Raw genomic sequence first — 15,628 nt, 5'->3', positions numbered from 1 at the left:
AAAGCGTCTGCGCGGTGGGGCGGTGAACACGAGCGTCCGCGCGCCTCCCCCGGCGATAACGCAAACGTGGCCATTAGCCCCCGCAGATCACCGGCGGGAGGTGGTGCCAGCGCCGTCAGGCGTGCCCAGCGGCTCGCCGACATGACCGGCCAGAGGCGTCGGTGCGGCTCCTCCACTCAACCATCACGGCTGCGCCGCACCACACTGCACTCACCCGCGCGGCAGCGCGCACAACGCGGGCGGCAGCCCGCCACCCGCGGCGATAGCCGCGCACCACGGGCGATAAGCCCGCACTACGCCGGCGGCAGCCGGCAGATCCGGCGATAGCCGGCACGGTCCGGCGATAGCCGGAAGGGATGCACGGCGCTGAGCCGGGGGTGGGTGGGTAGCGTGCGGAGCGGGTGCGCTGAGGAGCGAAGCGACGAAGAAAGCGCCCGCGTAGCACGCGGGGGTTCTCACACGATGGGTGCTGCCGTGGACTGTTCGAGGTCGGCGCGGGTTACGCCGGGGGCCAGGTCGATCAGGCGGAAGGTGCCGTTGGCAACATCTAGGACGGCCAGGTCGGTGATGACTCGGTGGACGACAGCCCGACCGGTGAGGGGGAGCGTGCAGGAGGTGAGGAGTTTGGGGTCGCCTTTGCGGGTTCGGTGTTCCATCAGGACGACCACCCGGCGGGCGCCCGAGACCAGATCCATCGCGCCGCCCATCCCCTTCACGACGGCTCCCGGCACCATCCAGTTCGCCAGGTCGCCGTACGCGGAGACCTGCATCCCGCCCAGGATCGCCACGTCCACATGCCCGCCGCGGATCATCGCGAAGCTCAGCGCCGAGTCGAAGTACGACGCGCCCGGTACGACGGTGACCGTCTGCTTCCCCGCGTCGATCAGATCCGGGTCCACCTCATCGTCGTACGGGAACGGCCCCACGCCCAGCACCCCGTTCTCCGCCTGCAGCGTGACGGACGAGCCGGCCGGCAAGTGGTTCGGGACGAGCGTCGGCAGCCCGATGCCGAGGTTCACGTACTCGCCGCCGTTCAGCTCCGCCGCCGCACGAGCAGCCATCTCATCTCGGGACCAAGCCATCTCAGCCCTCCTCGTCTCGGGTCCAAGGCATGTCAGGCCTCCGGTGACGGCACGGGTCGCGGGCGGGTCGTGCGCTTCTCGATGCTCTTGCGCTCGGCCTGCTCAGGAGTCAGCGGTACGACGCGCTGCACAAACACCCCCGGCAGATGAACCGCATCGGGATCAAGCGCACCCACCTCAACCACCCGCTCGGCCTCGACGATCGTCAGTCGGCCGGCCATCGCCGCGACCGGGTTGAAATTGCGCGCGGCGGCGTGGAACACGCAGTTCCCAGCGCGATCCGCCACCGCAGCCCGGACCAGCGCGACGTCGGTGACGATCGCTTCCTCGAGCACCATCTCCCGCCCCTGGATCGTGCGGACTTCCTTGGGCTCCGACGCGACCGCGACACTGCCATCCGGCGCATATCGCCAAGGCAACCCGCCCTCAGACACCAACGTGCCGACCCCGGTAGGAGTGAAGAACGCACCGATCCCAGCACCGCCGGCCCGCAACCGCTCAGCCAACGTCCCCTGCGGCGTCAGCTCAACGGTCAACTCCCCCGCCAGGTACTGACGCGCGAACTCCTTGTTCTCCCCCACGTACGACGCGACCACCCGACTGATCCGCCCTTGTTCCAGGAGCAGCCCGAGTCCCGCGCCATCGACGCCGCAGTTGTTCGAGACCACGGTCAGATCCCGCGCGCCCTGCTCGAGCAACGCCCCGATCAGGAACCAAGGGATCCCGGCCAGACCGAACCCGCCGACCGCCAGACTGCTCCCGTCCGGGATGTCGGCGACCGCGTCGGCCGGTGTCGCGAAGACCTTGTCCACACTCATATGTGGTCCTCCAGAAGGTGGGCGATGACGGCCGGCGTCACCAGGTCGGGTCGTTCGGCGGCAGCCAGGTGGGCGGCGTCGGGTACGACGAGAAGCTTGCCGCTAGCAACTGCACTCGCGATACGCGACAGCTGCCACGGCGGGGTGGCGGGATCGTCGGCGCCCGCGATCGCCAGCGTCGGCGCGGTAATCGCGGGGAGGTCGTCGATCAGGTCCATCGTGGCGATCGCCTCGCAGCACCCGGCGTACCCCTCGGCCGATGTCGAGGCAACCATCTCCTCGGACGCAACGCGAACTTCGGGATGCTCGGCCAACCAGGTCGGCGTGTACCACCGCCGTACGACGGACTCCGCCACAGCCGCCGCACCTTTCGCGCGGACGAGCTCGGCGCGATCGGTCCAGCCGCTCAAAGGATCGAGGCGAGCGCCGGTGCAGAGTACGACGAGGCGGTCGACGCGGGACGGGTTGCGCGCGGCGAGGCGGAGGCCCGTCATGCCGCCGAGTGAGAGTCCGACGAAGTGGGTGCGTTGGATCGCGAGTTCGTTGAGGAGGGCAACGACATCATCGGCGAGATCGTCGATCGTGTACGGGCCTGGCGGGACCGGGGAACGTCCGTGGCCGCGGGTGTCGAAGCGGACGACCCGGAAATGCTGCTCGAGGTCGGCGAGGTTCGCGTCCCACATCTCCCAGGTGGAGCCGAGGGAGTTCGCGAGTACGACGGGTGGGGCGTCGGGTTGCCCGGTGACGACGTACGCGGGAGTCATCTGACGACCTCGAAGATTGCGGCGATGCCTTGGCCGCCGCCGATGCAGATCGTTTCGAGGGCGTAGCGGCCGTTGCGGCGGTGGAGTTCGCGGGAGAGGGTGGCGAGGATGCGGGCGCCGGTGGCGCCCAGCGGGTGGCCGAGGGAGATGCCTGAGCCGTTGGGGTTGAGACGGTCGTCGGTGGGGTCGAGCTTCCATTCGCGCAGGCAGGCGAGGACCTGGGCGGCGAAGGCTTCGTTGAGTTCGATCAGGTCGAGGTCGTCGAGGGTGAGGTCGGCGCGGGCGAGGGCCGCCGCGGTGGCGGGGACCGGGCCGATGCCCATCACCTCGGGGCCGACGCCGGCGACAGCCCACGAGCGGAGGGCAACGAGCGGTCGGAGGCCGCGGCGCTCGGCTTCGTCGCGGGTGGTGACGACGCAGACCGCGGCACCGTCGTTCTGACCACTCGCGTTGCCGGCGGTGACGGTTGCTTCAGGGTCGCTCTTCGACATCACCGGACGAAGAGCGGCAAGCCCATCGAGAGAGGTGTCAGCACGCGGGTGCTCGTCCACGGAGACGAGTGTGGTCGCGGCCTGGGCCGCGCCGGGGCGAGGCGCGGAGGCGCCGCGGGGTGTTGAGGGGGTGCCTCGGCGACTGCTCGGGACCTCGACGGGAACGAGTTCGTCCGCGAAGCGGCCTGCGGTTTGGGCGGCCACCGCCCGCTGGTGGGATTGCAGGGCGAACTCGTCCTGCTCGGAGCGGGTGATGCCGTACGTGCGGCGTACGTTCTCCGCTGTCTCGACCATCCCGCCGGGGACCGGGTGGTACTTGCCGCCGGCGGTTTCGCGGGCTCGGATGAGTCGGTCGTTCAGCTCGACGTTGCCGCGGACGCCGGTGCGTAGGCCGAGCGCGTAATGCTCCACCTGCGACATCGACTCGGTGCCTCCGGCAACGACCACGCGGGCCGCGCCGGTGGCGACCATGCCCGCGGCGTACAGCACCGCCTGTAGACCTGAGCCGCACCGGCGGTCGATCTGGACACCGGGCACCGAGACCCCGAGGCCCGCATCGAGCGCGGCGATGCGCCCGATCGCGGGGGCTTCGCCGTTCGGGTAGCACTGGCCGAGGATGACGTCGTCGACATCACCTTCGCCCAGACCGGTACGCCGTACCAGCTCGGCCAGAGCGGCGGTGGCGAGATCGGCGGCCGACAGCGTGGACAGTGCCCCGCCGAAGCGGCCCACCGGAGTACGGATCGGTTCGCAGATCACCACATCGCTCATGCCCTCGACGGTAGGCCGTACGGACCGATATGGAGAAATACTCATTTACGCTCGATTCAGACTCTGAGAGTATGAGTTCGTGGAGCTGCGTCACCTGCGGTACTTCGTCGCCGTCGCCGAGGAGCGGCACTTCGGGCGCGCGGCGGCCCGCCTGCACATGGCCCAGCCGCCGCTCTCGCAGCAGATCCGTCAGCTGGAGAGCGAGCTCGGCCTGCAACTGCTCCGCCGTACGACGCGCCGGGTCGAGCTGACCCCGGCCGGCGAGGCGTACCTGGTGCGGGCGCAGCAGATCCTCGCGGCGGTCTCGTCGGCGACCGGCGAGGCGCAGCGGGTCGCGGCGGGGCTGCAAGGGCGGCTGGTCATCGGCTGCGTCGGCTCGGCGACGTACAGCCTGCTGCCGCAGCTGGTGCGCACGTTGCGCGAGGAACTGCCGGATGTCGAGGTGGCGGTGCAGGGCGAGATGCTGGCGCCCGATCAGGCGCAGGCGCTGGTCGAGGGGCGGATCGATCTCGGGCTGCTCCGGCCGCCGGTCGACGAAGAGTCGCTGCAGGTCCACGTACTGCGGTCCGATCGACTGATCGTGGCGGTGCCGGACGGGCATCGGCTGGCCGAGCGGCGGCGGGTGCGGCTGAAGGACCTGGCCGGCGAGGACTTCGTGATCCACGCCGGCGGTGGGCGGTCGGTCATGCACGACACCGTGCTGGCGAGGTGCCGCGCGGCCGGATTCGAGCCGCGGATTCGGCACGAGGTGGCGGAGACGTCGACGCTGGTGACGTTCGTGGCGGCCGGGCTCGGGATCGCGGTGGTCCCAGCGCCGGTGGCGGAGCTGATGGTCCCGGGCGTGGCCTACCGGCCACTGACCGGCCAGGCCGCCGTCGAGCTGGCCGCCGCAACCCGAGCCGACGACGAGGCCCCCCACCTCCGCCGCGCCCTGGCAGTCGTCAGCGCCCTGGTCTAGCCAGGCCGATCCAGTCGCCACGCCCGACCAGCCCAAGGCTGGTCCGCCGCGCCCGTCCAGCCCAAGGCTGTTCCGCGAGGGCTCAGTAGAAGCCGTCGCGGGCCGGCGCATCGAGACGCCGGGTGCCGCCGAGCAACCTGAGGTCCTCGCCGATCGCCGCCGCCGTCTCCTGCATCAGCGGGATCACCTTCTCGACGATCTGCTCCTCGGTCCGCCGCCCGACGGTCGTCGAGTACGCAAGAGCCGCGAGCACCCCGCCATCCGGCGTACGCACCGGCACCGCCGCGGACAACAGCCCGTCCTCGAGCTCCGACTCCACAACCGCGTACCCGTCCTGCCGCACTCGATGCAGCGCATCCCGGAACACCGTCGGATCGGTGATCGTCCGCTGCGCCAACCGCGGCAACCCAGCCGCCAGCACCGCATCAACCACCGACGCATCGGCCCAAGCAGTCAGCACCCGCCCCATCGACGTCGCGTACGCCGGCACCCGACTCCCCACATCCACAGACACCGCCATGATCCGCCGCACCTGAACGCGCGCGACGTACACGACATCCGTCCCGTCGAGCTGCGCCAGCGACGCCGACTCCTGCGTCTCCTCGGCCAACCGGAGCAGATGCGGCTGCGCCGTCTCCACGAAGCTGTGCGTCGCGGCGTAGTGCTGCCCGATCGTCAGCACCCGCGGCGTCAGCGTCCACCGGCTCCCGACGGCCGCGACGTACCCCAGCTTCTGCAGCGTCAGCAGGATCCGGCGTACGGCGGGACGCGACAGCCCGGTCGCGGTCGCGACCTCGGCGAGCGTCGGGCTCGGCCGGTCGGCGTCGAACGCGAGCAGTACGGCGAACCCGCGCTCGATGCTCTGCACGTAATCGCGCTCGCTCCCCTCACCGACCATGCCGGTCATCCTTCCACGAAAAGTTGTTGAGCCCTTGACAGTCGCCGTCGAGGACTTCATGGTCTTGTCGTACGCCAAGCGTACCTACTGTACGCAGAGCGTACATCTGAAAGAGGTGACGCAGATGGACTCGCGAGAACTCCGGAACGCGTTCGGCCAGTTCGCCACCGGCGTGACCGTGGTGACCTGCACCAGCGAGGAAGGCCGGCCGCACGGCGCGACCGTGAACGCCTTCACCGCCGTCTCGCTCGAGCCCGCACTCGCGCAGGTGACCCTGGGCCGGACGTCGAAGGCGTGCCAGTACCTGGACGGCAAGCCGTTCGCGATCAACGTGCTCGCCGACGACCAGCTCGACGTCGCCTGGCATTTCGCCGGGCGACCCGCGGACCGCGTACCCGGCTGGATAGACGGTCCCATCGCACCGCTGCTCGAAGGCGCGGCCACGACGATCTCGTGCCGGCCGTGGCGGACGTACGACGGCGGCGACCACCTGATCGTGATCGGTGAGGTGGCCGCGGTCGAGATCACCGCCCGGGACCCGCTGCTGTTCCACGGCGGCCGGTTCCGCAACCTCGGTCCGGTCGAGACCCATTGGTCGGGATCGCTGGACTGCCCTGAGCGCGGCTGGTTCGACGCCGCTGCCGTCTTCACACCCCTTGCCCTTGCCTGAAAGGACTTCTCATGACCACCACCGTCGAGCCACAGACGACGACCAAGCGCCCGATGACGGGTGCCGAGTACCTCGACTCGATCCGCGACGACCGCGAGATCTGGATCTACGGCGAACGCGTCAAGGACGTCACCGAACACCCGGCGTTCCGCAACCCGGCCCGGATGACCGCCCGGCTGTACGACGCGTTGCACGATCCCGCGACCAAGGACGAGATCACCGTGCCGACTGACACCGGCAACGGCGGGTACACGCACGCATTCTTCCGCACTCCGCACAGCGTCGAGGACCTGCAGAGCTCACGCCGCGCGATCGAGCACTGGGCCCGGCAGACGTGGGGCTGGATGGGCCGCAGCCCTGATTACAAGGCCAGCTTCCTCGGCACGCTCGGCGGCAACACCGACTTCTACGCGCCGTACGAGGAGAACGCGAAGCGCTGGTACAAGGAGTCGCAGGAGAAGGTACTGTACTGGAACCACGCGATCATCAACCCGCCGGTCGACCGCAACCTGCCGCCGGACGAGGCCGGTGACATCTTCATGCGGGTCGAGAAGGAGACCGACGCGGGCGTGATCGTGTCCGGCGCGAAGGTGGTGGCGACCGGTTCGGCGATCACCAACTACAACTTCATCGCGCACTACGGTCTGCCGATCAAGAAGAAGGAGTACGCGCTGATCTGCACGGTCCCGATGAGCGCTCCTGGTGTGAAGCTCATCTGCCGGCCGTCGTACACCATGCAGGCCGACGTGATGGGCAGCCCGTTCGACTACCCGTTGTCGAGCCGGCTGGACGAGAACGACACGATCTTCGTCTTCGACAAGGTGCTGGTGCCGTGGGAGAACATCTTCCTGTACGGCGATGTCGACAAGATCAACGGGTTCTTCCCGCAGTCCGGGTTCATCCCGCGGTTCACCTTCCACGGTTGCATCCGGTTGTCGGTGAAGCTCGACTTCATCGCCGGATTGTTGCTCAAGGCCCTCGAATGCACGGGCAGCAAGGACTTCCGCGGCGTGCAGACCCGGGTCGGCGAGGTGATCGGCTGGCGCAACCTGTTCCGCTGCATGGCCGACGCGATGGCACTGAACCCGGACCCGGGACCGAACGGCACCGTGCTGCCGAAGCTCGACTACGGCCTGATCTACCGGCAGTTCATGATCACCGGGTACCCGCGGGTGAAGGAGATCATCCAGCAGGATGTTGCCTCCGGCCTCATTTACCTCAACTCCAGCGCGGTCGACTTCAAGACGCCCGAGGTCCGGCCCTACCTGGACCGCTTCGTGCGTGGATCCAACGGGTACGACGCGGTCGAGCGGACCAAGCTGATGAAGGCGCTGTGGGACTCGGTCGGCACCGAGTTCGGCGGCCGGCACGAGCTGTACGAGCGGAACTACTCCGGCAACCACGAGAACGTGAAGGCCGAGATCCTGTTCGCCGCCGAGGCCCAGGGCGAGACGGCGGCGATGAAGGGCTTCGCCGAGACCATGCTCGCGGAGTACGACCTGGACGGCTGGACCGTCCCCGACCTGATCAACCCGACCGACGTCAGCCGGATCCTGAACCGCTGAAGGAGCGCATGATGACTACTGTGCAGGACTCTCCCACCGCTGCGGGCTCCGGCGCGAATGCGAGCTCGAACTTCAAGTCCGCCGAGCGATCCGGCCCGGACGTCTCGCCCGAACGCGTCAGCGCGGTCGTGACGGCCGTGCTCCAGGGCGTGCACGCAGCGATCCGGCAGCACGGCGTCACCTACCCCGAGTTCCAGGCCGCGAAGGCGTGGCTGATGGAGGTCGGTGAAGTCGGCGAGTGGCCGCTGTTCATGGACGTGTTCGTCGAGCATGTCGTCGAGGAGGTCGCGGCCGACCAGCAGCAGGGCACCAAGGGCTCGATCCTCGGGCCGTACTACCTCCCGGACCAGGTGCGGTTGTCATCCCCATGCGAACTCCCGCACCGCGCGGACGAGAAGGGTGAGCCGCTGGGCCTGTCGGGGCAGGTGCGGGATGTCGACGGTACGCCGTTGGCCGGCGCGGACGTGGACATCTGGCATGCCGATGCCGACGGCTACTATTCCGGCTTCGCGCCGGACATCCCGCTCGGCAACCTGCGCGGTGTCGTGACAACAGATGCCGAGGGCAACTTCGAGATCAGGACGGTGCAGCCCGCGCCGTACCAGATCCCGACCGACGGGCCGACCGGCAAGCTGATCGAGGCGGCCGGGTGGCATCCGTGGCGGCCGGCGCACCTGCACCTGATGGTGCGGGCCGACGGGCATCGCACGATCACGACGCAGCTGTACTTCGCCGGTGGTGAGTGGCTCGACTCGGACGTCGCCGAGGCGACGAAGCCCGAGCTGGTCCTCGACCCGGTCGACGACGGCAGCGGCGTACGGCGGGCGTCGTACGACTTCGAGCTCGAGCAGGGCTGATGGATCTCACCATCGACCGGCTGGAGACGGTGATCATCGACGTACCGCTCCGGCGACCGCACCGGTTCGCCCGCGTCACGATGACCGCCCAGCCGGTCCTGCTGGCCTTCGTCCACACCCGCGACGGCGTCGTGGGGGTGGGCGAGGGCGTGGTCCCGGGCGGGCCGTGGTGGGGTGGCGAGTCGGTCGAGTCGATGAAGGTCACCCTCGACACGTACGTCGCTCCGCTGCTGCCCGGTCGTCAGGTCTCGGACATAGCGGGGTTGTGGCAGGACATCTCGGATCACGTCAACGCAAACCTGTACGCGAAGTGCGCGGTCGAGGTCGCGCTGCATGATGCGTGGGCGCGGTCGCTCGGCGTACCTGTGCATGTGTTGCTGGGCGGAGTTGCGCGTACGTCGGTCGACGTCACGTGGGCTTTGGGCGCTGAGCCCGAGGAGGTTGTCGTCGAGGAAGCACTGGCGAAGCTGCGCGAGGGGCACCGTTCGTTCAAGCTGAAGATGGGTGCGCTGCCTCCGGAGGAAGACACACGCCGGGTGTGCGCGATCGCCGAGAAGCTCGTGGGCGCGGCCGGGGTGCGCGTGGATCTCAACGCCCGCTGGGATTTCTTGACCGCGCAGACCTATCTGCCCCGGCTCGCTGCGGCCGGAGTAGAACTCGTCGAGCAACCTGTCCCCGGCGAACAGGTCGAGGCCCTCGCCGAGCTGAACCGTCTCCTGCCCATCCCGGTGATGGCCGACGAGTCCCTGCGCACTCCCGTCGACGCACTCCGCCTGGCCTCGACTCGCGCCGCCGACATCTGGTCGATCAAAACCACCAAGCTAGGCGGCCTCCGCCGCTCCCGCGACATCACCGCCATCGCAGCAGCCGCCGCCATCCCGTGCCACGCCGGCACCTCCATCGAAACCAGCATAGGCACCGCCGCTTCGCTGCAACTAGCCTGCGCGGCACCGGGCGTCAACTGGGGCAGCGAACTCTTCGGCCCGCTGCTCTTCACCGAGGACATCCTCCGCACACCCCTGTCCTACACCGACGGCTCCCTACATCTCCCCGACGGCCCCGGCCTCGGCGTAGACCTAGACCTAGACGCAGTCCACGCCCTCCGCCGCCCCCACCTCACCAAGGAACCCTGATGCTCTTCCACGTCCGCATGGACGTCCACCTACCACCCGACGTCGACGCAGCTCCCCTGGTCGCACAGGAAAAAGCCCGCGCCATCGAACTCCAACAGTCAGGCGAGTGGACCCACCTCTGGCGAATAGTCGGCGAATACGCCAACTACAGCATCTTCAACGTCCCCACCAACGACGAGCTCCACGACATCTTGTCGAGCCTGCCGCTCTTCCCGTACATGAAAGTCCACGTCACTCCGCTGGCCACACACCCTTCAAAGATCTAGTCACTCTCTGCTATGGACTAGCCCCCACACCTGCGTCATGGTTGACCGATCGTAAGCACGCGTGGGGGGAACCACATGAGCACGACCAGCACAAACACGCCCAACGACAACCGCGACTACGCCTGGCACCGCCACCCGGCCTTCATAGCCGGCATCCCAGCAGCCGCCGCCATCATCGGCTCGATCCTGACCATCGTCTTAGGCCAAGCCGGAGCCCTACCCCAAGCCATCAACCCAGCACCACCGACTACCACGGTCACCACCACCGCGACCGCTACCGTGACCAGCTCCGCCACAACCACAGCAGCAACCGACGGCCCGACCACCCCGGTTGCCGGCCCTCAGGACGTCATCTGGCATCGGAAGCTCCACATCCCGGACAGATTTGCGCTCGACATCGACCAGGCCCAGCCCAACGTCGTCGACGGCATCGGCAGCGAGTTCTCGACGGGGATGTTTTACGGAGGCGAGTATCCGTTCGTCCAACTGCACAGCACAGCCGCGGGGATGGCCTCCTCGTCGTCCCCTAGCCACGACGAATGCGTCGATGCCATCAACACGAACCACACGAAGGACGACTTCCAGGTCCTGACGGGCAAGACGTTCTGCGTCAAGGAGGACCCCGCGAACAATCCTGCGGGTGCGCGGTTGGCAGCCGTCCACATCATCTCGACCAAGGGAGACCCGTACGACATGTATGTAGACGTAACGGTCTGGAACCTCGGCTGAGCAGCGCCCCAGTTGCTGCCCAGGTGCAGTCCGCCGGTCGGTTGCCGCCCAGTGCAGTTCGCCCGAACGGCGGCGCCGGCCAAGCAATCACCCGCGAGCGGCAGCTCGCCACCCGGGCGGCAGCCCGGCACCGGCGATAGCCGGAAGGTCCCGGCGGCAGCCGGAAGGTCCCGGCGGCAGCCGGAAGGTCCCGGCGATAGCCGGAAGGGGTGCACCGCGATGAGCGGGGGGTGGGTGGGGCGGCGCGTAGCACGGCGACGAAGGAGTCGCGCGTAGCACCGCGAGGGCTGACTACCTCGTCTAGCTCGAGGCGAGGGTTAGTTGTACTTGGTTGCGGTGGATGGTTAGGTGGCCGCCGGTGGATTCGGCGTAGCGGCGGGCTATGTCCAGGCCTAGGCCGGTGGAGCCTCGGTCGGAGCGGCCTCGTTCGCCTGCGCCTAGGGGGATTCCGGGGCCTTCGTCGGCGACGGTGATGTGGATGTGGGAGGTGTCGCGGGTGAGGGTGATGTGGGCGGGTGTGCCGTCGGGAGTGTGGGCGACGACGTTCTCGACCAGAGCATCGAGCGCAGCGGCGAGGTCCTCGGATGACGAGCGGACCGTCGCAGCAGTCGTTGGCAGGTCCAACGTCAGCTCCCGGCCTTGGTCCTCGAAGAGGGGCTCCCAGAAAGCCGCTCGGGCGCGGGTCACCTCGACGGCGTCGCAGTGGGGGACGCGACCTTCACGTTGTGGTCGTCGCGCGGCACTGATGACGGCGGTCAGCGTGCGCTCCAAGTTCGTGACCTGCGTGTTCAGTTCCTCGGCACTCTCACGATCGCCGAGAGCCTCGACCTGCAGCCGCAGCGCGGTCAACGGCGTACGCAACCGATGCGACAAATCCGCCACTGCCTCCCGCTCAACCGCGATCACCTCGTCGATCCGGTCCGCGAGCCCGTTCAGCGCAGATCCGACCTTCGCCACCTCCGCCGGACCGGTCGTCGGCGCACGCGCTTCCATATCGCCAAGGGCCAGGCGTTCCGCCGTACTCGCCGTCTCCTCCAACGGCCGTGCCAACCGCCGCGACACCAGCTCCGCGCCGACGATGCTGAGCAACAACACGAGCAGACTCCCGCCGATGAGGATCAGCAGCCGCGGCACCAACCCGTCGTACAGCTCCTCCGCGGTCAGATAGAGACAAACAGAAGCCGGCCCGGTAGGCGTATCGACGGCGACATCAACAGCCATCCCGCCGTTGACATCGCGATAGTCCGCGTCGCCCAGCTTCGGCGGCCCCTTGTCATCCCCGTCCCCGTCGCGATACTCAGCCGGCATCGACTTCGGCGCCGGTACGCCGCCCGGCGGCGGATTGCCCAGCGTCGTACCGTCCGGCATCCGCACCGAGATGTTGCCCGGCCCGTCCTTCAACCCGTCGATGTACGCCGTGATGTCGTCCGCCGTGTGATCCCTGTCGCCGACGTAGTACGCGACTGTCTCGGCCCGGTACAGCGCCTTGTCCTTCGCCTCGCTGGCCGTCGTACTCCGGAGCAGAATCACCAGCGGCACCGCAAACGCGAGCACGACCAACGTAGTCATGCCCACCGACAGCAGCAGAATCCGACGGCGCATGCTCAGCCGTCCGCCGCGAGCTTGATCCCGACCCCGCGAACGCTGTGCAGGAACCGCGGCTCGGCCGCCGTCTCGCCGAGCTTCCGACGCAACCACGACAGGTGTACGTCGACAGTCCGGTCACCGCCGCCCCACGGCAACCCCCAGACCTCCGCGAGCAGCTCGCGCTTCGTCACCACCGCACCGGGTCGCCGCGACAACGCCAGCAGCAGATCGAACTCCTTCCGGGTCAGCTCGACCGCGGCCCCGTCCACGGTCACCTCCCGGCTCCGCGGATCGATCCGCAACCCGCCGACCTCGACGGTCGACTCACCCTGCTGGTCCTGCCCGAGACGTCGCAGTACAGCGCGAATCCGCGCGTCCATCTGCGCCGCACTGAACGGCTTGATCACATAATCGTCCGCGCCTGCGTCGAGCAGCCGCACCACGCTCGCGTCGTCATCCCGCGCGGTCGCCACGATCACCGGTACGTCGCTGACGGACCGCACCATCGCGAGCACGTCCCGCCCGTCGAGATCCGGCAGGCCGAGATCGAGCAACAACACCTCAGGCTTGTCGCGGGCGACGGCAGCCACCCCGTCGGCGCCGGCCGCGACTGCCGAGACGACATGTCCGGCCGCCGTCAGGGCCTTCCCCAACGACGTACGAATCGCGTCATCGTCCTCGATCAACAGCACCCGCGCCATGCATCTGAGCGTAGCTTCAGCCTCGTCAAGGGAGCGTCAAGCGGCGGTTAAGCGGGTGGTTTGATGCCGTTGGAGCGCAGCTCGAGTCTGGCCAGCTGGGCGATGACGGCCTGGTCGCGTTCGCGCCAGGCGGTGACGGGGTCGTCGGAGATCTTCGCGAGTTTGTGCATCGGCTGATTGGCCATCGCGCGGAGGGCGAACAGGTCCAGGTCGGCCGCACTGTCGATGAACCGCTGCGCCGCCGTCGCCCGCCGCGAGAACCGGATCCGCGGCGGAAGCCAGATCAGTACGGCGAACAGGACGGGCAGCGCGATCGTCACGCCGGCGAGCAGGTACGCCAACTGCTCCACGGCGTGCGACATGTCCCGCCCCGCCTGCGCCATCTGCGCCGCCGCACCCGCGGCCCCGTCGATCGGCGAGCGCAGCTGGTCCCCCACCGCCGGCACCTTCCCGATCGGCTCCGACAACCGCCGCAGCTGCCCCTCCAACCCGTCCCCCGCCGACGCAGCCTTCCGCCCCGGAAGCCCCAACGCATTGGTGATCTTGAAGACGATCAGCCCAAGCTCGACACAAGCCCAGACCCAGACCACGAACAGCAGATCCCCCACCACTTGCCCAACCCGCCGCACGCCCACATCCGAGTAGAGCTTCACACCCCAGACCCTTCCTCACGCCGATCAAGCACAACCGTGCGTGGCGACCCTAGCGCTGGAGGTGACGACTCACGAGCCCTTCCGGAAAGAAAGGTCAGAGAGCGGTGCGGAGGTTCCAGAGGAGGGGGTAGTATCGGAGGTCGAGGCGGCTTCGGAGGTAGTTGGCGCCGGAGGAGCCGCCGGTGCCTGGTTTGGTGCCGATCATGCGTTCGACCATGACTACGTGGCGGGCTCGCCAGGCGGCGGCCAGTTCGTCGTGCTGGAGGAGGGCTTCGGCCAGCTCCCAGATCGCGGCGTACTGCGAGCGGTCGCCGGCGACCTTGCGGAGCGCGTGCCGGATCGCGTCCTCGGTGTCGGTGTCGAAGCCGGCCTTCCGGAGTACTTCGAGGTACGCGTCCCACAACGTCGGCTCGTCCAACCGGCGGTGCAGGCGGGCGGTTTCCGCCTCGGTCAGGCCGCGGAAGCGCCGTACGAACGAGGGATCCTTCGCCCCGGACAGGAACTCGATCTCGCGGAACTGCACCGACTGGAACCCGGACGCCGGCGACAACCGGTGCCGGAACTCGCCGAAGTCCTGCGGCGTCATCGTCTCCAGGATGTCGACCTGCTGCGTCTGCACCCGCTCGATCGTGTGCACCCGTCGCAGCAGGTGCTCGGCCAGCCACAGCTCTCCGGCGAGCATCGCGTCGCGGGACGCGGTCAGCTCGTGCAGCACCTGCTTGAACCACAGCTCGTACACCTGGTGGATCGTGATGAACAGCAACTCGTCATGCGCCGGCGGATCCGACTCGAGGCGCTGCTGGTCCAGGAGCTGGGGCAGGCGCAGGTAGCTGCCGTAGGTGAGCCGGCCGCCCTCTTCACCGAAATGTACGTCGGTCCCGCCCCACTGCCCCGCAACCCCGTCACCAGTGCTCATGACACGGAGACTAACCGACCAGGGAGGGGCTGGCGGCTCCGCGCCGTAGCGAGCAGGTGCTCGGTGCGGTGCATCGGCGCGCGGGGGCGAAGGGGTCGATGCGGAGCATCGTTCCCTTTGCACCCGTGCGGCGAGGTGCCGTGCCGAGTGCCGCGCAGTAGGCGCGGGGCCGCCAGCCCCTCCCTTTGTCCGTGACGGGTCAGAGATTCGTTCGTTGGAACGTAGGTACGCCGAGTTGAGGAGCCGTATGACCGCCACGATCGAGACACCGATCGTCCCGGGGCCTATTCAGGGGCCCACCAGGGAAGAGCCGTTGATCGAGGCGCTGCTGCTCGACGACTATCGCTCGCTCGTCCACCTCGCCTATCTGATCCTCCCGCCTGCGATCAGCCGGGCGAGGCGGGTGGCGGCGGCGCACGCCGTGGTCCAGCGGGCGCTCCCGCCGGACCTCACGCTCCCGTACAGCCCCACCGCCCCGGCCACCCGGCACCGCGAGTTCCTGCGGCATCGCGTCGTACAGGAAGCGACCCGGCAGGCGGCCGACCGTTCGCTGCTCGCGCGCCTCGGCAGCGCGATCGCGCCGGCCGACGGCCTCGAGTTCGACCCGTGCACGATCCGCCCGGACCGTACGGCGATCCGCCGGTGCGCCCGCGGCCGCCGGCTGGCGATCGCCGCCACGCTGCTGCTGACCGCCGGCATCATGGTCGCCCTGCTGACATCTTGACGGACTGAATCCGGCCACCTACCTTCGGTGACACCGCTCTCTTCC

Annotated in this window: 17 protein-coding genes; 8 read left to right on the top strand and 9 right to left on the bottom strand. The window is 68.6% G+C overall.

What is annotated here, in order from left to right; translation table 11 throughout:
- Positions 1 to 455: 455 nt before the first annotated feature.
- Genes FDA38_RS06085 through FDA38_RS06070 form a run of 4 tightly spaced genes read right to left on the bottom strand, consistent with a single transcriptional unit; the run spans position 456 to position 3,926 of the window.
- Positions 456 to 1,082 (bottom strand): 3-oxoacid CoA-transferase subunit B, encoded by a 627-nt coding sequence (locus FDA38_RS06085; RefSeq protein ID WP_137253053.1) that lies wholly within the window; start codon positions 1,080 to 1,082, stop codon positions 456 to 458.
- 32 nt (positions 1,083 to 1,114) lie between these two features.
- On the bottom strand, positions 1,115 to 1,900 hold the full coding sequence (locus FDA38_RS06080) for a CoA transferase subunit A (protein WP_137253052.1): 786 nt from the start codon (positions 1,898 to 1,900) through the stop codon (positions 1,115 to 1,117).
- Positions 1,897 to 2,664: a 3-oxoadipate enol-lactonase gene (gene pcaD / locus FDA38_RS06075; RefSeq protein WP_137253051.1), complete on the bottom strand. Its 768-nt coding sequence runs from the start codon at positions 2,662 to 2,664 to the stop codon at positions 1,897 to 1,899. The genes FDA38_RS06080 and pcaD overlap by 4 nt, the downstream gene beginning before the upstream one ends.
- On the bottom strand, positions 2,661 to 3,926 hold the full coding sequence (locus FDA38_RS06070; RefSeq protein WP_137253050.1) for an acetyl-CoA C-acetyltransferase: 1,266 nt from the start codon (positions 3,924 to 3,926) through the stop codon (positions 2,661 to 2,663). Before FDA38_RS06070 ends, pcaD begins: the two co-directional genes overlap by 4 nt.
- 79 nt (positions 3,927 to 4,005) lie before the next feature.
- Here FDA38_RS06070 and FDA38_RS06065 point away from each other — a divergent pair, with 79 nt between their 5' ends.
- On the top strand, positions 4,006 to 4,884 hold the full coding sequence (locus FDA38_RS06065; protein WP_137253049.1) for a LysR family transcriptional regulator: 879 nt from the start codon (positions 4,006 to 4,008) through the stop codon (positions 4,882 to 4,884).
- 82 nt (positions 4,885 to 4,966) lie between these two features.
- On the opposite strand, the gene FDA38_RS06060 is transcribed toward FDA38_RS06065, so the two are convergent.
- Complete coding sequence (locus FDA38_RS06060; protein ID WP_137253048.1) at positions 4,967 to 5,782, bottom strand: IclR family transcriptional regulator domain-containing protein; 816 nt, start codon at positions 5,780 to 5,782, stop codon at positions 4,967 to 4,969.
- Positions 5,783 to 5,906: 124 nt separating this feature from the next.
- Between FDA38_RS06060 and FDA38_RS06055 the strand changes: the two genes are divergently transcribed.
- The 6 genes from FDA38_RS06055 to FDA38_RS06030 all read left to right on the top strand — a co-directional run bounded on the left by FDA38_RS06055 (position 5,907) and on the right by FDA38_RS06030 (position 11,002).
- A complete protein-coding gene (locus FDA38_RS06055) occupies positions 5,907 to 6,452 on the top strand; it encodes a flavin reductase family protein (protein ID WP_137253047.1) in 546 nt (181 codons plus the stop codon).
- Between the two features lie 11 nt (positions 6,453 to 6,463).
- Positions 6,464 to 8,017 (top strand): 4-hydroxyphenylacetate 3-hydroxylase family protein, encoded by a 1,554-nt coding sequence (locus tag FDA38_RS06050; protein ID WP_137253046.1) that lies wholly within the window; start codon positions 6,464 to 6,466, stop codon positions 8,015 to 8,017.
- Positions 8,018 to 8,028: 11 nt separating this feature from the next.
- Positions 8,029 to 8,874, top strand: a complete 846-nt coding sequence (catA, locus tag FDA38_RS06045) for a catechol 1,2-dioxygenase (protein ID WP_137253045.1) — start codon at positions 8,029 to 8,031, stop codon at positions 8,872 to 8,874.
- The gene (locus tag FDA38_RS06040; RefSeq protein WP_202877566.1) at positions 8,874 to 10,007 is read left to right on the top strand and encodes a muconate/chloromuconate family cycloisomerase; all 1,134 of its coding nucleotides are present in this window, start codon (positions 8,874 to 8,876) and stop codon (positions 10,005 to 10,007) included. Before catA ends, FDA38_RS06040 begins: the two co-directional genes overlap by 1 nt.
- A complete protein-coding gene (catC, locus tag FDA38_RS06035; protein WP_137253044.1) occupies positions 10,007 to 10,273 on the top strand; it encodes a muconolactone Delta-isomerase in 267 nt (88 codons plus the stop codon). The genes FDA38_RS06040 and catC overlap by 1 nt, the downstream gene beginning before the upstream one ends.
- Before the next feature lie 75 nt (positions 10,274 to 10,348).
- A complete protein-coding gene (locus FDA38_RS06030) occupies positions 10,349 to 11,002 on the top strand; it encodes a hypothetical protein (RefSeq protein WP_137253043.1) in 654 nt (217 codons plus the stop codon).
- 300 nt (positions 11,003 to 11,302) lie between these two features.
- Here the strand turns inward: FDA38_RS06030 and FDA38_RS06025 are convergent, their stop codons facing one another.
- From FDA38_RS06025 to FDA38_RS06010, 4 genes are all read right to left on the bottom strand, one after another.
- The gene (locus FDA38_RS06025; RefSeq protein WP_170989592.1) at positions 11,303 to 12,571 is read right to left on the bottom strand and encodes a sensor histidine kinase; all 1,269 of its coding nucleotides are present in this window, start codon (positions 12,569 to 12,571) and stop codon (positions 11,303 to 11,305) included.
- 35 nt (positions 12,572 to 12,606) lie between these two features.
- A complete protein-coding gene (locus tag FDA38_RS06020) occupies positions 12,607 to 13,290 on the bottom strand; it encodes a response regulator transcription factor (RefSeq protein WP_130444600.1) in 684 nt (227 codons plus the stop codon).
- Positions 13,291 to 13,337: 47 nt separating this feature from the next.
- Positions 13,338 to 13,943, bottom strand: a complete 606-nt coding sequence (locus tag FDA38_RS06015) for a hypothetical protein (RefSeq protein WP_137253041.1) — start codon at positions 13,941 to 13,943, stop codon at positions 13,338 to 13,340.
- A 94-nt stretch (positions 13,944 to 14,037) separates the two neighbouring features.
- Positions 14,038 to 14,859 carry a tryptophan 2,3-dioxygenase gene (locus FDA38_RS06010; RefSeq protein WP_137253040.1) on the bottom strand — a complete coding sequence of 274 codons (822 nt, stop codon included), beginning with the start codon at positions 14,857 to 14,859 and terminating at the stop codon, positions 14,038 to 14,040.
- Positions 14,860 to 15,106: 247 nt separating this feature from the next.
- On the opposite strand from FDA38_RS06010, the gene FDA38_RS06005 reads away from it, so the two are divergent.
- The gene (locus tag FDA38_RS06005) at positions 15,107 to 15,583 is read left to right on the top strand and encodes a hypothetical protein (RefSeq protein WP_137253039.1); all 477 of its coding nucleotides are present in this window, start codon (positions 15,107 to 15,109) and stop codon (positions 15,581 to 15,583) included.
- Positions 15,584 to 15,628 lie beyond the last annotated feature (45 nt).

The organism is Kribbella jiaozuonensis (genome assembly GCF_005233875.1).
Classification (GTDB): Bacteria; Actinomycetota; Actinomycetes; order Propionibacteriales; family Kribbellaceae; genus Kribbella; species Kribbella jiaozuonensis.
This window is presented reverse-complemented; position numbering and strand designations above follow the sequence as displayed.